Origin of the sequence: Mumia sp. ZJ1417, from assembly GCF_014127285.1 — a bacterium.
In the GTDB taxonomy this organism is placed as follows: Bacteria; Actinomycetota; Actinomycetes; order Propionibacteriales; family Nocardioidaceae; genus Mumia.
In genome coordinates this window covers 1,287,991-1,305,469 of record NZ_CP059901.1, presented here as the reverse complement: position 1 = coordinate 1,305,469, position 17,479 = coordinate 1,287,991, and the positions used below count along the sequence as shown (strand labels likewise).

The window sequence follows — 17,479 nt, the reverse complement described above, 5'->3', positions numbered from 1 at the left end:
GCCCTCTGTTCAGCGGGCGTAGAACTCCGGGTTCGCCGCGCGGTCGGCCTCGATCTTGCGTCCGAGGAACCACGCCGCGGCCCACAGCGCCGCGAACATACCTCCCACGAAGAACGCGATCGGCAGCAGGAACCCGAGCGCCACCGCGCCGACCTGCACGAGCCACCCGATCGTGTACGCCCACGAGTGCCGCAGCAGACCCGACGTGACGACGGCGACGACGGCCAGGCCGAGCCCGCAGAACAGCGCGAGCCCCGGCGACACGTCCTCGACCTGGATCATCACCGGCGTCGCCAGCCCGAGGACGATCGCCTCCAGGAACAGCACCCCGGCACACATGCCACGCATCAGTCCACCGACTCCTCACGCGCGAGCAGCACCCGCGCCTCACCTGCCGTCACGACGGAACCGGTGACGAGCACACCGCCGCTGCCGACGCCTTCTCCGTACCGCTCGCTCTCCGACAGCGCGACGCCCTTCTCGAGGGCGTCGGGCAGTCGGCGCGCCACGTGCACCCGGTCGGACCCGAAGATCCCTTCGGCGATGTCGGCCAGCTCGGCGGCGGGCATCGCACGGTCGGTGGCGTTCTGGGTGCAGACGATCTCGGCCATCACCGGCTCGAACGCCAGCAGGATCTCGTCGACGTCCTTGTCCGCCATCACGCCCACGACGCCGATCAGCGGCGTGAACGCGAACGCTTCCTGCAAGGCCTCCGCCGTCGCACGCGCCCCTGCGGGGTTGTGCGCCGCGTCGAGCACGACGGTCGGGCTGCGGCGTACGACCTCGAGGCGCCCGGGCGACGTCACCGTCGCGAACGCCGCACGCACGATCTCGGCATCGAGCTCGCGCCCGCCGGTGAACGCCTCGACAGCGGCCAGCGCGTACGCGGCGTTGTGCGCCTGGTGCGCCCCGAACAGCGGGAGGAACACCTCGTCGTACGTCGCGCCGAGCCCCTGGAGCGCGAGCAACTGCCCTCCCATCGCAGGCGTCCGACCAACGACACCGAAGTCGATGCCCTCGCGGTGCAGCGTCGCTCCCACTTCGGACACCCTGGCGGCGATCGCGGCGGCGGCGTCGTCGGGCTGTACGGCAGTGACGACCTGCGCGCCGGCCTTGATGATGCCGGCCTTCTCGATCGCGATGTCGCCCGGCGTCTCCCCGAGATAGCGCGTGTGGTCGACGTCGATCGGGGTGAGGACCGCGACCGCGGCATCCACCACGTTGGTCGCGTCCCAGGCGCCGCCCATGCCGACCTCGACGACGGCCACGTCGACCGGGGCGTCGGCGAAGGCGGCGTACGCGAGGCCGACCATCATCTCGAAGTACGACAGCGGGATCGGCTGACTGTCGTCGACGACCTGGGCGTAGGCGGCGACGTCGGCATAGGCCTCGACGAACAGCTCCTCGCTCAGCGGCTTGCCGTCGATGCTCACCCGCTCGGTCATCGACACCAGGTGGGGACTCGTGAACCGTCCGGTCCGTACGGCGAGCTCACGCAGGAGAGCGTCGATCATCCGCGCGGTCGAGGTCTTGCCGTTGGTCCCGGTCAGCTGGATCACCGGGTAGGCGTTCTGGGGGTCGCCCATCAGCCGGCACAGCGCACGGATGCGCTCCAGCGAGGGCTCGAGCTTGGTCTCGGGCCAGCGCGCCAGCAGGGCCCGCTCGACCTCGACGTACGTGGGATTCGTCATCGCTGTCCAGTATTCCAGGGATGCAAGCGATGACTTCGCGACGCCCGGCCGGTCGTACGGTCGAAGGACGCTCGCAGGGGGACTGACATGCACCGATCGATCGCCAGCTGGATCAACCACCGCTTCACGCCCGCACTGACCATCGTCTTCTGGGTGATCATCGTCGGGGTGCTGGGCTCGACGGCCGGGCAGCTGATGGACGTCCAGGAGAACGAGGCCGAGAACTGGCTCCCTAGCAGCGCCGAGTCCACCAAGGCGCTCGAGGCCGCCGAGACCTTCTCGTCGCCCAACATGATTCCCGCCGTGATCGTGTACGAACGCGACGGAGGCCTGCAGCCAGAGGACATGACTGCGGCCCAGGAGGACGCGGCGACGTTCGGGCAGCGCGACGACATCGACGGCGAGGTCGTCGGCCCGATCCCGTCCGAGGACGGCGAGGCGCTGGAGATCATCGTGCCGCTCAACCTCGGCGAGGACGGCTGGAACAAGGCGCCCGACATCGTCGACGAGCTGGAGGACACCGCCGGCGACGGGCCCGACGGCCTGGAGACGTTCGTGACGGGTCCGGCAGGGCAGGCCGCGGACTCGGCGGCGGTGTTCGAGGGGATCGACAGCACCCTGCTGTTCGCCGCAGCGGGCGTGGTGACGGTGCTGCTGCTCTTCACCTACCGGAGCCCCGTGCTCTGGCTGCTCCCGGTGATCTCGGCCGGCGTCGCGCTCACGGTCGCGCAGGCGGTCGTCGTCCTGCTCGCCAAGCACGCCAACCTCACGGTCGACGGCCAGAGCGCGAGCATCCTCACGGTGCTCGTCTTCGGCGCCGGCACGGACTACGCGCTGCTGCTGGTCGCCCGCTATCGCGAGGAGCTGCGACGGCACGAGAACCGACGCGAGGCGATGGTGGTCGCCCTGCACCGGGCGGGCCCGGCGATCATCGCCAGCGGCGCGACCGTCGCGATCGGCATGCTCTGCCTGCTGCTCGCCCAGATGACCTCGACCCGCGGTCTCGGCCCCGTCGCAGCGATCGGCATCGTGTGCGGGCTCGCGGTGATGCTGACGATGCTGCCCGCGCTCCTGGTCGTCCTCGGGCGCTGGATCTTCTGGCCTCGCATCCCCCACTTCGGCGACGAAGACCCGGCCGCGCACGGGCTGTGGGCCGGCGTCGGTCGCCGCATCGCCCGCGCTCCGCGCCGCGTGTGGGTGACGACCTCCGTGATCCTCGCCATCGCCAGCATCGGCATCCTCCAGCTCAACGCGACCGGGCTCAGCACCGAGGAGGCGTTCCTCGGCACGCCCGACTCGGTCAAGGGCGAGAAGGTCTTGTCGGAGCACTTCCCCGGCGGGGCGGGCGCTCCGGTGGTCGTCGTCGCGAGCCCCGACGCCGCCGATGCGGTCCGTACGACCTTCCAGGCCGATGACGGGATCGCGGCGGGCAGCGTCACCGAGCCGCGTGTCGAGGGCGACTGGGCGTACATGGAGGGGACGCTCGAGGCGGAGCCCGACAGCGACGCGGCGTACGACGCCATCGAGTCGCTGCGCAGCGAGCTCGACTCCGCCGACCCCGACGCGCTCGTCGGCGGGATGACGGCCGTGACGCTCGACATCCAGACCGCCTCGGCACGAGACAACCGGGTGATCATCCCGGCCGTCCTCGTGGTGGTGCTGCTGATCCTCATGCTCCTGCTGCGGGCGGTCGTGGCACCGCTGATCCTGCTCGGCACGGTCGTGCTGTCGTTCGGGGCGGCGCTCGGCGTGAGCGCACTGGTCTTCAGGTACGTGTTCGACTTCGCAGGGACGGACACCTCGTTCCCGCTGTTCGTGTTCGTGTTCCTGGTCGCGCTCGGGATCGACTACAACATCTTCCTCATGACCCGTGTGCGCGAGGAGGCGCTGCAGTACGGCACACGCCGCGGTGCGCTCATCGGGCTTGCCGCGACCGGTGGCGTGATCACGTCGGCGGGCCTGGTCCTGGCCGGCACGTTCGCCGTGCTCGGCACGCTCCCGCTGGTGTTCTTCGCCGAGATCGGCTTCGCCGTCGCGTTCGGCGTGCTGCTCGACACCCTGGTCGTACGGTCGGTGCTGGTCACGGCGCTGAACCTCGATGTCGGACGCCACATGTGGTGGCCGAGCGCGCTCGGCCACAAGGAGGACGTCGCCGCCGGCGCCGGCCCGCGCGACCCGTACGAGGAGGCCGTCACGGCCGGCGCGAAGGCTGGCCCGCCTTCCCCGTGAGGACAGGCGAGAACCGGGTCACGGCGCGGCGCCGCTCCCTCCTAGACTGGAGGCATGAGCAACGTGCCGGAGAAGCCTGCCCTGGAGGGGCTCGAGCAGAAGTGGTCCGCGCTGTGGCAGGAGCGGGGCACCTACGCGTTCGACCGCTCCAAGACGCGCGACCAGGTGTACTCGATCGACACCCCTCCCCCGACCGTCTCCGGCTCGCTCCACGTCGGTCACGTCTTCTCGTACACCCACGCCGACCTCGTCGCCCGCTTCCAGCGGATGCGCGGCAAGGAGGTCTTCTACCCGATGGGCTGGGACGACAACGGTCTGCCCACCGAGCGCCGCGTCCAGAACTACTTCGGCGTCCGTTGCGACCCGTCGCTGCCGTACGACGAGGACTTCACGCCGCCCGAGCCTTCGACGGGCTCAGGGAGCGGCAAGGGGTCGCAGCAGATCCCGATCAGCCGGCGCAACTTCATCGAGCTGTGCGAGCGGCTCGTGGCGATCGACGAGAAGGCGTTCGAGGACCTCTGGCGCACCCTCGGCCTGTCCGTCGACTGGGAGCAGACCTACACCACGATCGGTGAGGTCTCCCGTACGGCGTCGCAGCGCGCCTTCCTCCGCAACCTCGCACGCGGCGAGGCCTACACGTCCGATGCGCCGACCCTGTGGGACGTCACGTTCCAGACGGCGGTCGCGCAGGCCGAGCTCGAGGCGCGCGACTACCCCGGCCACTACTACCGGGTCGCGTACACCCTGCCGGACGGCACCAAGGTGCACGTGGAGACGACGCGTCCCGAGCTGACGCCGTCGGCCGTGGCGCTGATCGCGCACCCCGAGGACGAGCGCTACAAGCACCTGTTCGGCACGACGGCCAGGTCTCCCCTCTTCGACGTCGAGCTGCCGATCCTCGCCGACCCCGCCGCCGACCCCGAGAAGGGTTCCGGCATCGTCCACTGCTGCACCTTCGGCGACCTGACCGACGTCCAGTGGTGGCGCGAGTACGACCTGCCGACGCGTACGGTCGTCGGCCGCGACGGACGCATCATCCGCGAGACCCCGGGCTGGGTCTCCTCGCACGAGGGCCGCAGGGCGTACGAGGAGCTGGCCGGCAAGACCGTCTTCTCCGCGCGCGAGACGATCGTGGCCGCGCTGAAGGAGTCCGGCGACCTCGACGGCGAGCCCAAGCCGACGACCCGCATGGCGAACTTCTTCGAGAAGGGCGACAAGCCGCTCGAGATCGTCTCGACGCGTCAGTGGTACCTCACGAACGGCGGCAAGGAGCCCGAGCTGCGTGGCCAGCTCGTCGCCCGCGGCCACGAGATCTCCTGGTATCCGCCCTACATGCAGTCGCGCTACACCAACTGGATCGACGGCCTCAACAGCGACTGGCTCGTCAGCCGCCAGCGCTTCTTCGGCGTGCCGATCCCCGTGTGGTTCCGCCTCGACGGCGAGGGCGAGCCCGACTACGACAACCCGATCGTGCCGGACGAGTCCGAGCTCCCGATCGACCCGCAGTCGCAGGCTCCCAAGGGTTTCGAGGAGCACCAGCGCGGCAAGCCCGGCGGCTTCATGGGCGACCCCGACATCTTCGACACCTGGGCCACGTCGTCGCTGACCCCGGAGATCGTCTGCGGCTGGGAGCGCGACCCGGAGCTGTTCGAGAAGACCTTCCCGATGGATCTGCGTCCGCAGGCCCACGACATCATCCGCACCTGGCTCTTCTCGAGCGTCGTGCGCGCCCACCTCGAGAACCACTCCGCTCCGTGGTCGCACGCGCTGATCTCGGGCTTCGTGGTCGACCCCGACCGCAAGAAGATGTCGAAGTCCAAGGGCAACGTCGTCGTCCCGACCGAGATCCTCGACAAGTTCGGCGCGGACGCGGTGCGCTGGCGTGCCGCGGGGGCACGGCCGGGTGCCGACTCGCCGTTCGACGAGACGCAGATGAAGGTCGGGCGCCGGCTCGCCATGAAGGTGCTCAACGCATCGAAGTTCGTGCTCGCCGCCCCCGAGGCGTACGGGCTCGGGGTCGACGCCTCGTACGTCGAGCCGCGCCGCGTCACCGAGCTCCTCGACCTCTCGATGCTGCGCCGTCTCCGTCAGGTGACGAAGGAGGCCACCGAGGCGTTCGAGGCGTACGACTACACCACCGCCCTCGAGGTCACCGAGCGGTTCTTCTGGGGCTTCTGCGACGACTACCTCGAGCTGGTCAAGGAGCGTGCCCGCGGCGAGGACGAAGGTGCGCAGTCGGCCAAGGCGGCCTTCGCGATCGCCCTGTCGGTGCAGTTGCGGCTGCTCGCGCCGTTCCTCCCCTACGTCACCGAAGAGGTCTGGTCCTGGTGGCAGGAGGGCTCGATCCACCGTGCGGCGTGGCCGAGTGCCGAGATCGAGATCACGACGACGCCGCAGGACCCTGCACTGCTCGTCGCGGCCGGTCAGATGCTCGCCGGTGTGCGCGGTGCGAAGTCGACGGCCAAGGTGAGTCAGCGCACGGCGGTGACCAAGCTCGTCGTCCGCGGCTCGGAGCAGCGGCTCGGGATCGTGAAGCGTGCGCTGAGCGACGTCCGTGCGGCAGGCAACATCACGGGCGAGGTCGAGTTCGTGGTCGATCCTTCGCAGCAGGGTGGCGACCTCGCGGTCGAGGCACAGCTCGCCGAGCCGGAGCCGAAGAAGCCGGCGGAGCCGAAGCCGGCGGAGACCGTCTCCGAGTGAGCGCCCTGCACGTTCGGGACGTCACTGCGGACGACGTGCCTGCGATCGTCGCGATGCTCGTCGACGACCCGCTCGGAGTCACACGCGAGTCCCCCGACGACCTCACTCCGTACCTCGACGCCGTCGCGGCCATCTCGGCCGACCCGCACAATCGCGTGCTCGTGGCCGAGCGCGACGGCGAGGTGATCGCGACGATGCAGCTCACGTACATCCGCGGACTGGGTCGTCGCGGAGCCTCGCGAGCGCAGATCGAGGCCGTCCGCGTGCGGTCCGACCTGCGCGGCGACGGGCTCGGCTCGCAGCTGATCGTCTGGGCGGTCGACGAGGCGCGGCGCCAGGGCTGCTCCCTGGTCCAGCTCACGTCCGACGCGAGCCGCGAGGGCGCGCACCGCTTCTACGAGCGGCTCGGGTTCACCGCGAGCCACATCGGCTTCAAGCGCACGCTCTGACCCGTCCGCTCTCCCCGGACGTCATACCGAATGTGGCCGAGAGACCTCGACACGTATGACGTCCCGGGGCGAGGGTGCGGGCCTGCCGTCAGAGGGTGCGGAAGTACGGGAGGCGGGCCAGCAGCGCGTCGCCGAGCGCGGTCGCCGTCGTGAGCTGGCCTGCGAGGTCGGGCAGGTCGTCGTACGCGAGCGCGAGCGTCGACTCGCCGAGCATCCGCGCCGTCTCCGTATAGCCCGGATCGCCTCCGGCCGCCTCGGTGACGAGTCGTGCCCCGCCCGCCTCCGCCGCGAAGCGCACCTGGAACCACGACCGTGCCCGCTTCGCCTCGCTCGGCCCCTCCCCTGCGGTCTTGGCGCGCAGCAGCGCCTTGCGCACGGGCGGTATCTGCGCACCCACCACCAGGGCCCCGACACCGACGGCGGCGCCGACGGCCATCGGCAGCCGCCGGAACTGTGCGTAGTGACCGTAAGAGAAGTCGGGCCCGTACGACGGCAGCGCTCGCGCCGACCGGAGCACGACCTGCGGGTCGATGGTCGGCAATGGCAGGGCCCAGCCGGACCCCGACTCGCCCCGCCCCGGCCGCTCCGGGAGGCCACGGATGCGACGTCCTTCGGGACGACCCTCGAGGCGACGGCGCTCCTTCGCGGTCGCCTGCGACGACCGGAACCCGGCGAACGCGCCGAGGGCCGAGTGAGAGGTGCCAGCGGAGACGTCCGCGCTCGCGCGCACGTACCCGCGGATCGCGATCGGTACGTCGGACGGCAGCTGTCTCACGGTGTGCAGGACGCCGATGTCGTGCGGGATCGAGTCGAAGCCGCACGAGTGCACGAGCCGCGCCCCCGTACGCTCGGCCGTCGCGTGGTGCTCGAGCCACATCCGGTCGACGAACTCCGGCTCGCCGGTGAGGTCGCAGTACGCCGTGCCCGCCTCGGCGCACGCGGCGACCACGGGCCCGCCGTGCAGGGCGTACGGGCCGACCGTGGAGGCGAGCACGCGGGTCGACTCCGCGAGGCGACGCAGCGAGGCGGCGTCGGTGACGTCAGCCACCTCGATCGCGGGGACGACTCCGCCGGCCTCCGCGATCCGCGCGGCCACGGTCTCCAACGCGGCCCGATCTCGTCCGGCGATCGCCCAGGTCGCGCCGTCCGGAGCGTGAATGGCGAGGTAGTCCGCCGTCAGGCCGCCGGTGAATCCCGTGGCGCCGAGGAGCGCGAAATCGTAGGTCACGCGAGGAGTCTAGGGGTGTGTCACGGCTCAGTGAGGCACATCGCTACAGGTCACCCGCTCGCGCGGGAGGCCTCCGTGGCGATGAGGACGAGGTCGGAAGCGGCGTCGGAGAGGCGACGCCGTCTCGCCCAGATCGCCGTCAGCGGTCGCCGCATGTCGAGCGCGGCCGGGACGACCACGAGGCGCCCTTGCTCCACCTCGGCTGCCACCGCGCGCCGCGACACGACTGCCGGACCTACCCCCGCGGCGGCGGCACCGAGCAGCGCGCTCGTCGAGCTCGCCTCCAGCACCACGTGCGGCTCCTGCCGCAATGCCCTCTCGAACGTGCTGCGCGTGCCACTGCCCGGCTCCCGCAGGACGTACGCCCCTGCCTGGAGCTCCTCGCGCGTCAACGGTGTGCGCCGCCGTGCCCACGGGTGGGCCGGGGCAACGACCACGGCCAGGCTGTCGTGCCCGACCACCTGGCGCGCAAGGTCGCCTGGGACGTCGGTGGTCTCGACGAATCCGAGGTCGACCTCGCCGCCCCGTACCATCGCCGCCACGGTGTCGCTGTTCACGACGTGCAGCCGCGGGCTCACCTGCGGGCGGCGGGCGCGCAGCTCGGCCAGCCACCGGGGCAGGATCAGTTCGGCGATCGTGAGGCTGGCCGCCACCGCCACTCCCGACCGCCGTTCCTCGCCGAGCGCCAGCAGGCTCGACCGCACGGTGTCGAGCTCGTGGAGCAACGTCCGCGCCCACGACACCACCGCCTCCCCGTCCTCGGTGAGTCGGGACCCGCCAGGCGACCGGTCGAGCACGGAGATCCGCCAGCGCGCCTCGAACTCCCGCAGCCGAGCGCTCGCGGCGGGTTGGGTCATGTCGTGCTCCCGGGCGGCCGCGCCGATGCTGCCGTGCTCCGCGACCCCCACGAGGAGGCGGAGGGTCTGCACGTCGACATCTGGGGTCATCACCTCACCTTATGACCTGGGAGGAAATCGCCCTCTACCGGACAGGTCGTCCCCGCTGGACTCTGGAGACGTGCCTCCCCCGCTCTCCCGTACGGTCCTGGTCACGACGCCCCTGTTCGCGGCCTTCGTGGCGATCCTGCTGAGTGACCTGGTCCCCCTCCTCGGTCCGCTCATGCTCGCGCTCGCGCTGGGAGCGGTCGTCGCCAACGCACCGGCGCTGAGTGAGGCGACGACGCACGCCCTCGCCGACGTCTCCCGTACCTGCCTGCGGCTCGGGATCGTCGTGCTCGGGCTGCGGCTGTCGGTGAGCGACCTGCTCTCCGTCGGCTGGGGCGCCGCGCTCGTGGTGATCGCCACCGTCGCCGTGACGTACGCGGCCACGTGCCGGCTCGGGGATGCGCTCGGCCTCGACCGTGGGCTCGTGACCCTCATCGCGGCGGGATTCTCGGTGTGCGGCGCGGCAGCGATCGCCGCGGTGCAGGACGGCGTCCGCACCCGCCAGCGCAACGTCGCGCTCGCGGTCGCGCTCGTGACGGTCTATGGGACTGCCATGATCGTGCTCCTCCCCCCGGCCGCCCGCCTCCTCGGCTTGTCGACCGAGCAGGCAGCCGTCTGGGCGGGGGCGAGCATCCACGAGGTCGCCCAGGTCGTCGCTACGGGGTCCCTCATCGGCGGCACGCTTGCGGTCGCGCTGGCGACCACGGTCAAGCTCGGACGGGTGGTGACGCTCGCCGGTGTGTACGTGGTGGCAGCGCGGCGTGACGCCGCTGACGGCGCCGGCGAGGCGGGGCCATCGAAGGCGCCGCTGGTGCCGTGGTTCGTCACGGGCTTCGTGCTGGCTGTGCTTCTACGGTCGACCGGCGTGCTCGGCGAGAGCATCCTCGACGTCGGCGACCACCTCGCCACGTTGCTCCTCGGAGCAGGGATGTTCGGCCTCGGGCTGGGCCTGCGGCTGCGTGAGCTCTGGCCGGTCCCGGCACGCGCGCTCGTCCTCGCGACGGCGTCGACCCTCGTGGCGGCCACGACGTCGCTCGTCCTCGTCGTCACCACCTCGCTGGTCGCGTAGGCGGACCCGCTAGCGAGTCTCGGCCGACGACGCGTCAGGAGGCTTTGTCGCGGCGCTCTTCGTCGCGGTGCGGCACGAGCGTCGGGTTGACGTTGTCGAGGACCGTCTCCTTGGTGACGACGACCTTCGCGACGTCGTCGCGGCTCGGCACCTCGTACATGACGTTGAGCAGGACCTCTTCGATGATCGCGCGCAGACCGCGAGCACCGGTGCCACGAAGCAGCGCGAGGTCGGCCATCGCCTCGATCGCATCCTCGGTGAACTCCAGCTCGACGTGATCGATCTCGAAGAGCTTGGCGTACTGCTTGGTGAGCGCGTTCTTGGGCTGCGTGAGGATCTCGACGAGCGCCTCTTTGTCGAGGTTCTCGACGGTCGCGATCACGGGCAGGCGGCCGATGAACTCGGGGATGAGGCCGAACTTGAGCAGGTCCTCGGGCATCAGCTGTGTGAAGACGTGACCGGTGGTCCGCTCCTCACTGCGCTCCTCGCGCTGCGTGTTGAAGCCGAGCGACATCTTGCCGTTGCGGCTCTCGATGATCTGCTCGATGCCGGCGAACGCCCCACCCACGATGAACAGGATGTTGGTCGTGTCGATCTGGATGAACTCCTGGTGCGGGTGCTTGCGCCCGCCCTGCGGAGGCACCGACGCGGTCGTGCCCTCGAGGATCTTGAGCAGCGCCTGCTGCACACCCTCGCCGGAGACGTCACGGGTGATCGACGGGTTCTCGCTCTTGCGGGCGATCTTGTCGACCTCGTCGATGTAGATGATGCCCGTCTCGGCCTTCTTGACGTCGTAGTCGGCGGCCTGGATGAGCTTGAGGAGGATGTTCTCGACGTCCTCGCCGACATAGCCGGCCTCGGTCAGGGCCGTCGCGTCGGCGATCGCGAAGGGGACGTTGAGCATCCGGGCGAGCGTCTGAGCGAGGTAGGTCTTGCCGCAGCCCGTCGGGCCGACGAGGAGGATGTTGGATTTCGCCAGCTCCACCAGGTCGTCTTTGTGGCGACCGGCCGCCGCGCCTGCCTGCACGCGCTTGTAGTGGTTGTAGACGGCCACGGCGAGCGACTTCTTGGCCGCGTCCTGGCCGATCACGTACTGGTTGAGGAACTCGTAGATCTCGCGGGGCTTCGGAAGCTCCTCGAGCGAGACCTCGGACGTCTCCTGCAGCTCGTCCTCGATGATCTCGTTGCAGAGCTCGATGCACTCGTCACAGATGTAGACACCTGGACCCGCGATCAGCTTCTTAACCTGCTTCTGGCTCTTTCCGCAGAACGAGCACTTGAGCAGGTCGCCGCCGTCGATGCGTGCCACCGGTTCCTCACCCTTCGCCGTAGCGGGGCTTCCCCCGCTCGATGTTTCCCTCGACCGTACCCTGTGCCGGGCCGGCATGCGGCCGACCCGGCGTCGGGCGTGTCAGTGGATGGTCAGACCGCCGGGGTCTTCAGGGTCTCCAGGACCTGGTCGACCAGACCGTACTCGACGGCCTGCTGGGCGGTGAGGATCTTGTCGCGCTCGACGTCGCGGCTCACCTCTTCCTTGGGCTTGCCCGACGCCTCGGAGATCATCGTCTCCAGGAGGTCGCGCATGCGCAGGATCTCGTTGGCCGTGATCTCGAGGTCGGAGCTCTGTCCGTACGTGCCCTCGGTGTACGGCTGGTGGATCAGGATGCGGCTGTTGGGCAACGCGAGCCGCTTGCCCGGGGTGCCTGCGGCCAGCAGCACGGCCGCTGCCGAGGCCGCCTGGCCCAGGCACACGGTCTGCACGTCCGGCTTGAGGTAGCGCATCGTGTCGTAGATCGCCGTGAGCGCGGTGAACGAGCCGCCGGGCGAGTTGATGTAGAGCGAGATGTCGCGGTCGGGGTCCATCGACTGCAGGCACAGCAGCTGGGCCATGACCGCGTTGGCGACGTCGTCCGAGATCGGCGTCCCGAGGAAGATGATGCGGTCCTCGAAGAGCTTCGCGTACGGGTCGATGCGGCGGAAGCCGTACGACGTCCGCTCCTCCCACTGAGGGATGTAGTAGTTCATCGACGGGGCGAACTGCTGGTGGGGCATGGTCATGCCGGCTCCTGGGGTCGGGCCGCCGAGGGGCAGCGCGGACGCGGTCACGACGCCTCGCCTCGCGTGACGTCGTTCTCGCGGGCGATCACGTGGTCGATGAAGCCGTAGTCCTTGGCCTGCTCGGCGGTGAACCAGCGGTCACGGTCGGAGTCGCGCTCGATCGCGTCGAGCGTCTGACCGGTGTGCTGGGCCTGGAGCTCGTTGAGCTGCTGCTTGAGGAGCAGGCTCTGCTCGGCCTGGATGCGGATATCGGAGGCGGAGCCGCCGAGGCCGCCGGACGGCTGGTGCATCATGATGCGCGCGTGCGGGAGGGCGTATCGCTTGCCCGGCTCGCCCGCGGCGAGCAGGAACTGCCCCATGGAGGCGGCGAGCCCCATGCCCACGGTGACAACGTCGTTCGAGATGAACTGCATGGTGTCGTAGATCGCCATGCCGGAGTCCACCGAACCGCCGGGAGAGTTGATGTAGAGCCGGATGTCGGCCTTCGGATCCTCGGCGTTGAGCAGCAGCATCTGCGCGCAGATCGCGTTGGCGTTCTGGTCACGCACCTCCGACCCGAGGAAGACGATGCGCTCGCGGAGGAGCCGCTGGTAGATGTGGCCGTCGAGATCGTTCGGGCCGACCTCGCCGCCGGCCATACGAGGAGTCATCTCTGTGTTCACGTCCTCGACCCTAGCGGGGCAGACGGACGAACCCGAGGGGAACCGTCCGATTTCGCTACGGGCGCACAAGCCTGCGCAGGTCAGCGCGAGGCGGCGTCACGCGTCCTGCTCGACGAGGGACTTCATGCGCGCCAGCGTGGCGGCCATGTCGCGCTCGATCTGCTCGGAGAACTCCTCGATCCCGCCGAGGAACCGCCTGACGAGCATCCGAGACATAGGTGTCGACCCGCGCGGCGCCTCACGCCGCTCGACCAGGCGCGTACGCCCGTCGCCCAGGTCGTCGAGCTCGTACGTCCACACCATCCCGTTCTCGGGGACGCGGAACGCGATCGCCCGCTGAGGCTCGTACCGCACGACGACCGACGTCGTCGGCCACACCTTCCAGCCGTACTTGTTGACGTTGAGCGAGCGGGTGCCCACGCCGATCGGGCCGCGGATCAGCATCTTGCGGGTCTGCGGGCTCCACTCCGGCATCCTGCGCAGGTCGGAGACGAGCTCCCAGACGTCGCGGGGCGAGGCGTCGAGCTCGGTGCTGACCTCGAGGAGGTAAGAATCGGTGGAGGCGTGCGTCATGGGTGTCCCTTCGGGGAGGTGGGGGCGGGAGAGGCTGCGGCCGGCGACGGGAGCGCCGAGGGCCGGCCGTTGACCCAGGCGACGAGCAGCTCGCCGACCTGAGGGTGGTTGAGGAGTCCCAGGTGGCCGCCGGCGACACGTGCCGGGTGGGCGTGAGCGATGACCGGATCCCCGGCACCCGGTCGACCGGTGGCGGAGCGCCCGGTGACGACGAGGTCGGTGGTCGCGGCGACGAAGTGGTATGCCGCGTGCGGGAGCGGGGCCGCCGCGATGCGGCCGTCCCCCCAGTGCGCGGTCAGGTCACGGCCGTACCACTCGTCAGGCGAGACGTAGCCGTGGCGCAGGTCGACGATGCCGACCGACCGTATGCCCAGCACCGTCGCGAACGGGAGCGTCTCGGGCACGAGTGCAAGCACGCGTGAGCCGACCTGGACAGCACGCTCGAGCGGGGCACCTAGGTGGGGCGTGCCGAGGCAGACCACGGTCGCCACCCGCGACGTCCACGGGGCACGACGTGCCACCCCGTACGACGTCGCCGCCCGGATCACGAGCCCGCCCATCGAATGCCCCACGAGATGGAGGCGCGCGACCGGGACGGGCCATCCGTCGACGAGCTTGGTCAGGAGGTCGGACAGCTCGGCGCCGTTGTCGGAGACGTGCCGCCCGGTGTTGTAGCGAAGCCGGACCGTCGTGGCGCAGGTGCGCGCGTGAAGCGCCGCCTCGTACGTCGTGCCGCGTCGCTGCGCGCCGAGGTCCCACGAGTCGTCGTTCTCGCCGAGGCCGTGCACGAGGACAACGAGCTCGCTGGTCGCGGCGGGGTACGCCAGGGCGAAGCCGTGCCGCTCGGGCGTCACGTCAACACCGCTGCTCCGTACGGACATGGCGAGCGCGTACAGGTCGTGGCGTGCCTCGAGACGGTCGCCGACGAGACCGTTGACCGCCGAGCGCAGCAAGCGAGTGCGCGGTGTGCGCTCGACCGGCGTACCGAGCCCGCGATCGGCGAGGTGGCGCAGTCCCGCGCTCGCTCCACGGAGGCCTTGGGAGACGCCGGTGTAGGCGAGCGCGGCCACCGCGTCGTGGACCAGCCGAGGGCCACGTCCGCCGACCACCGCTCCGAACGCCCGGCGCGCCACCGCACGGTGCACCTCGCGGACGCACGGCACGACGACCTCGTCGGCGTACGACAGCGCGAGCGCAGCGGTGTGCCCGGTGCGGGGCGGCGCCATCGTCATGACCACATACTGACGGTATCCGGACCTTCGCCGCTACCCGCCTCGCACGCGGGACGACGAAGGCCCCGTCCCGCAGCGGCGGAAGGGGGCCTTCGTACGAACCTGGCGCAGATCAGGCGTCGGCGGACTCGGTCTCGTCGGCCTCGTCGATGCTGCCGTCGCCACGGAGATTCTTGAGATCGACGACGTTGCCCGACTCGTCCTTGACGGTCGCGTCCTCGACGAGCGTGGCCAGCGCCTTGCCGCGCACGATCTCGGCGACCAGCTCCGGGATGTGGTTGTGCTCGACCATGTGCTGCATGAACGACTGCGGGTCCTCGCCGGACTGCTGGGCGCGACGCAGCATGTGCTCGGTCAGCTCGTCCTGCTCGATCCCGACCTCCGAGTCGGTCGCGATCTGGTCGAGGAGGAACTGCGCGACGAGCGAGTCGCGCACACGCTTCTCAAGATCGGCCTCGAACTCGTCGATGGTCTGCTCCTCGGTGTCGAGGTAGGCCTCCATCGTCATGCCGGCGTACGCGAGCTGCTGCTCGATCTGCTGGCGACGGCTCGCGATCTCGGCCTCGACGACGGCCTCGGGCAGCGGGACGTCGATCTTCTCGACGGCTGCCTCGAGCACAGCGTCGCGTGCCTCGGCGGCCTGCTCGATGCGCTTGCCGCGGGTGAGCTTCTCAGCGATGTCCGTACGCAGCTCGTCGACGGTGTCGAACTCCGACGCGGTCTGAGCGAAGTCGTCGTCGAGCTCGGGGAGCTCCTGCTCCTTGACCGTGGTCAGGGTGACGTCGACGTCGACGTCCTCGCCCTTGAGGTCGCCACCGGCGAGCTGGGTCTGGAACGTCTTGGACTCCCCGGCGGACATGCCGGTCACGGCGTCGTCGAGCCCGTCGAGCATCGAGTCCTTGCCGACCTGGTAGACGATGCCGTTGGCCTGCGCGGCCTCGATCTTCTCGCCGTCCTTGCTGGCCGACAGGTCGATCGTGACGAAGTCGCCCTCGGCGGCCGGGCGGTCGACCTCGGTCAGGGTGGCGAAACGCTCGCGCAGCGCCTGGACCTGCTCGTCGACGTCGCTGTCCTCGACCTTGACGTCGGGAACGCTGACCTCGATGTCGCTCAGGTCGGGGGTCTCGAACTCCGGGCGGATGTCCACCTCGACGGTGAACTCGACGAGGTCGCCGTCCTCGAGGCGGGTCACATCGACCTCGGGCTGTCCGAGCGGCTGAAGCTCGGCCTCGGCGACGGCCTGCGAGTAGATGCCCGGGAGGGCGTCGTTGATGGCCTGGTCGAGGATCGTCCCGCGACCCACGCGCTGGTCGACGACCTTCGCAGGGACCTTGCCGCGGCGGAAGCCCGGCACAGAGATCTGCGACCCCACGGCCTTGTACGCCTTGTCGAGAGCCGGCTTCAGCTCATCGAAGGGCACCTCGATGGTCAGCTTGACCCGGGTGGGGCTCAGTGTCTCCTGGGCACTCTTCACGAGTACGTTCTCCTTGGTCGTCGTGCAAGATCGTCACCGCTGTGGTGACGTGTCATCGGCAGTCGGGATGACAGGATTTGAACCTGCGACCCTCCGCTCCCAAAGCGGATGCGCTACCAAGCTGCGCTACATCCCGGTACGCACCGTTTGGGCGGTGCGGGCGCCCGAACCACTGTAGTAGACGATGGCGGACGACCCCGAATCGCGGGCATCCTCACCGTCCGCTCCACCTGGTCGCCCCCGTCGCGGATCGGCAGGGCAAGTGTGGCATCATGGTCGCGGTTGACCGCAGGGCGTACGGCCATGCGGCACAGCGCGCGGACGTAGCTCAATGGTAGAGCCTCAGTCTTCCAAACTGATTACGCGGGTTCGATTCCCGTCGTCCGCTCCAGCACGCCCCCGAGCCACGCCGCCCGGCCCGAGCCGAGCAGCGTGGTCGCAGGTCAGAGCTTCGGCGTTCCGGCCAGGCCCCAGGTCTGGTTGCCCAGGCCGTCGTCGTTGACGTTGTACGTGACCGTGCCGTCGGCGGTGTTGCCCGAGATGCCGGTGTACGGTCCGAGCGAGCACGTGTACGAGCCCGTCGTGCTGTTGATGTTGGTGACCTCGCAGGTCTTGGACTTGATGATCGAGTCGTTCTGCTCGATCCGCACCTGCACGGCGAACTTCTCGAACTTGCCCGATCCCGACTCGCCCCAGCTGACCTTCGCGTAGGCGCTCTTGATCTCCGAGCTCCCGCCGGAGCCGCCCCAGTTCCTCATCAGGCACAGCTCGACCTTGACGTCGGCGTTGTACCCGTTGGTCGGGAACTCCTTCGCGCTGGTCTTGCACCGGTAGTCGGTGGCGTTCGCCGGGCTCGCGAACGCACCGACGCCACCCGCGGTGACGGCAGCGACGGCTGTCGCCGAGGCCAGCGTGCGTACCAAGGTCTTCCTCATGGACGGTCCCCTCCTATCGGAAGCCGGCCAGGACCGACCGGCCATCCCGACCCTAGGGACCCTCACGGAGGACCTCAATCGATTTCTCCGCGCCCAGTGAATTGGGGCCCGCTATGTCCGTCCTGGCAGCGTTAACGCACATGTCATGTCGGGCTAACCGCTCGGATTCCTCGACCGCCTAGCGTGGAACGTGTCGTTTCCGGTGATCACGCATCACCAACACGGCACTCACAAC

General features: G+C 69.8%; 15 protein-coding genes and 2 tRNA genes. 5 read left to right on the top strand and 12 right to left on the bottom strand.

Translation table 11 applies throughout. The annotated features are described in order from the left end of the window. Window positions 1-9: 9 nt before the first annotated feature. Window positions 10-348: a DUF4233 domain-containing protein gene (locus tag H4N58_RS06270; RefSeq protein WP_243843092.1), complete on the bottom strand. Its 339-nt coding sequence runs from the start codon at window positions 346-348 to the stop codon at window positions 10-12. Further along, window positions 348-1,691 carry a folylpolyglutamate synthase/dihydrofolate synthase family protein gene (locus H4N58_RS06265; protein WP_167251988.1) on the bottom strand — a complete coding sequence of 448 codons (1,344 nt, stop codon included), beginning with the start codon at window positions 1,689-1,691 and terminating at the stop codon, window positions 348-350. The genes H4N58_RS06270 and H4N58_RS06265 overlap by 1 nt, the downstream gene beginning before the upstream one ends. Window positions 1,692-1,778: 87 nt before the next feature. On the opposite strand from H4N58_RS06265, the gene H4N58_RS06260 reads away from it, so the two are divergent. Genes H4N58_RS06260 through H4N58_RS06250 form a run of 3 tightly spaced genes read left to right on the top strand, consistent with a single transcriptional unit; the run spans window position 1,779 to window position 7,069 of the window. Next, entirely contained in the window at window positions 1,779-3,920 is a 2,142-nt protein-coding gene (locus tag H4N58_RS06260) for an MMPL family transporter (protein WP_167251989.1), read from the top strand. A gap of 54 nt (window positions 3,921-3,974) precedes the next feature. Beyond that, the gene (gene valS / locus H4N58_RS06255; RefSeq protein WP_167251990.1) at window positions 3,975-6,620 is read left to right on the top strand and encodes a valine--tRNA ligase; all 2,646 of its coding nucleotides are present in this window, start codon (window positions 3,975-3,977) and stop codon (window positions 6,618-6,620) included. Continuing rightward, on the top strand, window positions 6,617-7,069 hold the full coding sequence (locus H4N58_RS06250) for a GNAT family N-acetyltransferase (RefSeq protein ID WP_220471288.1): 453 nt from the start codon (window positions 6,617-6,619) through the stop codon (window positions 7,067-7,069). The genes valS and H4N58_RS06250 overlap by 4 nt, the downstream gene beginning before the upstream one ends. Window positions 7,070-7,157: 88 nt before the next feature. Here H4N58_RS06250 and H4N58_RS06245 read toward each other — a convergent pair whose 3' ends face one another. Both H4N58_RS06245 and H4N58_RS06240 read right to left on the bottom strand, forming a co-directional pair. After that, window positions 7,158-8,297 (bottom strand): trans-acting enoyl reductase family protein, encoded by a 1,140-nt coding sequence (locus tag H4N58_RS06245; protein WP_167007651.1) that lies wholly within the window; start codon window positions 8,295-8,297, stop codon window positions 7,158-7,160. A 50-nt stretch (window positions 8,298-8,347) separates the two neighbouring features. Beyond that, window positions 8,348-9,244, bottom strand: a complete 897-nt coding sequence (locus H4N58_RS06240; RefSeq protein WP_167251991.1) for a LysR family transcriptional regulator — start codon at window positions 9,242-9,244, stop codon at window positions 8,348-8,350. Window positions 9,245-9,314: 70 nt separating this feature from the next. On the opposite strand from H4N58_RS06240, the gene H4N58_RS06235 reads away from it, so the two are divergent. Further along, entirely contained in the window at window positions 9,315-10,310 is a 996-nt protein-coding gene (locus H4N58_RS06235) for a YeiH family protein (RefSeq protein WP_167007645.1), read from the top strand. A 34-nt stretch (window positions 10,311-10,344) separates the two neighbouring features. Here H4N58_RS06235 and clpX read toward each other — a convergent pair whose 3' ends face one another. From clpX to H4N58_RS06200, 7 genes are all read right to left on the bottom strand, one after another. Beyond that, window positions 10,345-11,619: an ATP-dependent Clp protease ATP-binding subunit ClpX gene (gene clpX, locus H4N58_RS06230; protein WP_167007643.1), complete on the bottom strand. Its 1,275-nt coding sequence runs from the start codon at window positions 11,617-11,619 to the stop codon at window positions 10,345-10,347. A 113-nt stretch (window positions 11,620-11,732) separates the two neighbouring features. Beyond that, window positions 11,733-12,368 carry an ATP-dependent Clp protease proteolytic subunit gene (locus H4N58_RS06225; protein ID WP_255490699.1) on the bottom strand — a complete coding sequence of 212 codons (636 nt, stop codon included), beginning with the start codon at window positions 12,366-12,368 and terminating at the stop codon, window positions 11,733-11,735. A gap of 44 nt (window positions 12,369-12,412) precedes the next feature. Continuing rightward, entirely contained in the window at window positions 12,413-13,018 is a 606-nt protein-coding gene (locus H4N58_RS06220) for an ATP-dependent Clp protease proteolytic subunit (protein WP_167009215.1), read from the bottom strand. Window positions 13,019-13,126: 108 nt separating this feature from the next. After that, window positions 13,127-13,603 carry an SRPBCC family protein gene (locus tag H4N58_RS06215; protein ID WP_167007641.1) on the bottom strand — a complete coding sequence of 159 codons (477 nt, stop codon included), beginning with the start codon at window positions 13,601-13,603 and terminating at the stop codon, window positions 13,127-13,129. Further along, window positions 13,600-14,835, bottom strand: a complete 1,236-nt coding sequence (locus H4N58_RS06210) for an alpha/beta hydrolase (RefSeq protein ID WP_167251992.1) — start codon at window positions 14,833-14,835, stop codon at window positions 13,600-13,602. Before H4N58_RS06210 ends, H4N58_RS06215 begins: the two co-directional genes overlap by 4 nt. Window positions 14,836-14,947: 112 nt before the next feature. Next, complete coding sequence (gene tig, locus H4N58_RS06205) at window positions 14,948-16,309, bottom strand: trigger factor (protein WP_167007637.1); 1,362 nt, start codon at window positions 16,307-16,309, stop codon at window positions 14,948-14,950. A gap of 62 nt (window positions 16,310-16,371) precedes the next feature. Further along, window positions 16,372-16,445: transfer RNA gene (locus H4N58_RS06200), tRNA-Pro, on the bottom strand. A gap of 181 nt (window positions 16,446-16,626) precedes the next feature. Here H4N58_RS06200 and H4N58_RS06195 point away from each other — a divergent pair. After that, window positions 16,627-16,700: transfer RNA gene (locus H4N58_RS06195), tRNA-Gly, on the top strand. Window positions 16,701-16,752: 52 nt separating this feature from the next. On the opposite strand, the gene H4N58_RS06190 is transcribed toward H4N58_RS06195, so the two are convergent. Continuing rightward, complete coding sequence (locus H4N58_RS06190) at window positions 16,753-17,244, bottom strand: hypothetical protein (protein ID WP_167007635.1); 492 nt, start codon at window positions 17,242-17,244, stop codon at window positions 16,753-16,755. Window positions 17,245-17,479 lie beyond the last annotated feature (235 nt).

Bases quoted from the DNA above. Each gene is read 5' to 3' on its own strand.
- H4N58_RS06270 (WP_243843092.1), bottom strand. From the start codon at position 348: ATGCGTGGCATGTGTGCCGGGGTGCTGTTCCTGGAGGCGATCGTCCTC.
- H4N58_RS06220 (WP_167009215.1), bottom strand. From the start codon at position 13,018: ATGACTCCTCGTATGGCCGGCGGCGAGGTCGGCCCGAACGATCTCGAC.
- valS (WP_167251990.1), top strand. From the start codon at position 3,975: ATGAGCAACGTGCCGGAGAAGCCTGCCCTGGAGGGGCTCGAGCAGAAG.
- H4N58_RS06210 (WP_167251992.1), bottom strand. From the start codon at position 14,835: ATGACGATGGCGCCGCCCCGCACCGGGCACACCGCTGCGCTCGCGCTG.
- H4N58_RS06215 (WP_167007641.1), bottom strand. From the start codon at position 13,603: ATGACGCACGCCTCCACCGATTCTTACCTCCTCGAGGTCAGCACCGAG.
- H4N58_RS06190 (WP_167007635.1), bottom strand. From the start codon at position 17,244: ATGAGGAAGACCTTGGTACGCACGCTGGCCTCGGCGACAGCCGTCGCT.
- H4N58_RS06265 (WP_167251988.1), bottom strand. From the start codon at position 1,691: ATGACGAATCCCACGTACGTCGAGGTCGAGCGGGCCCTGCTGGCGCGC.
- H4N58_RS06225 (WP_255490699.1), bottom strand. From the start codon at position 12,368: ATGACCATGCCCCACCAGCAGTTCGCCCCGTCGATGAACTACTACATC.
- H4N58_RS06260 (WP_167251989.1), top strand. From the start codon at position 1,779: ATGCACCGATCGATCGCCAGCTGGATCAACCACCGCTTCACGCCCGCA.
- H4N58_RS06240 (WP_167251991.1), bottom strand. From the start codon at position 9,244: ATGACCCCAGATGTCGACGTGCAGACCCTCCGCCTCCTCGTGGGGGTC.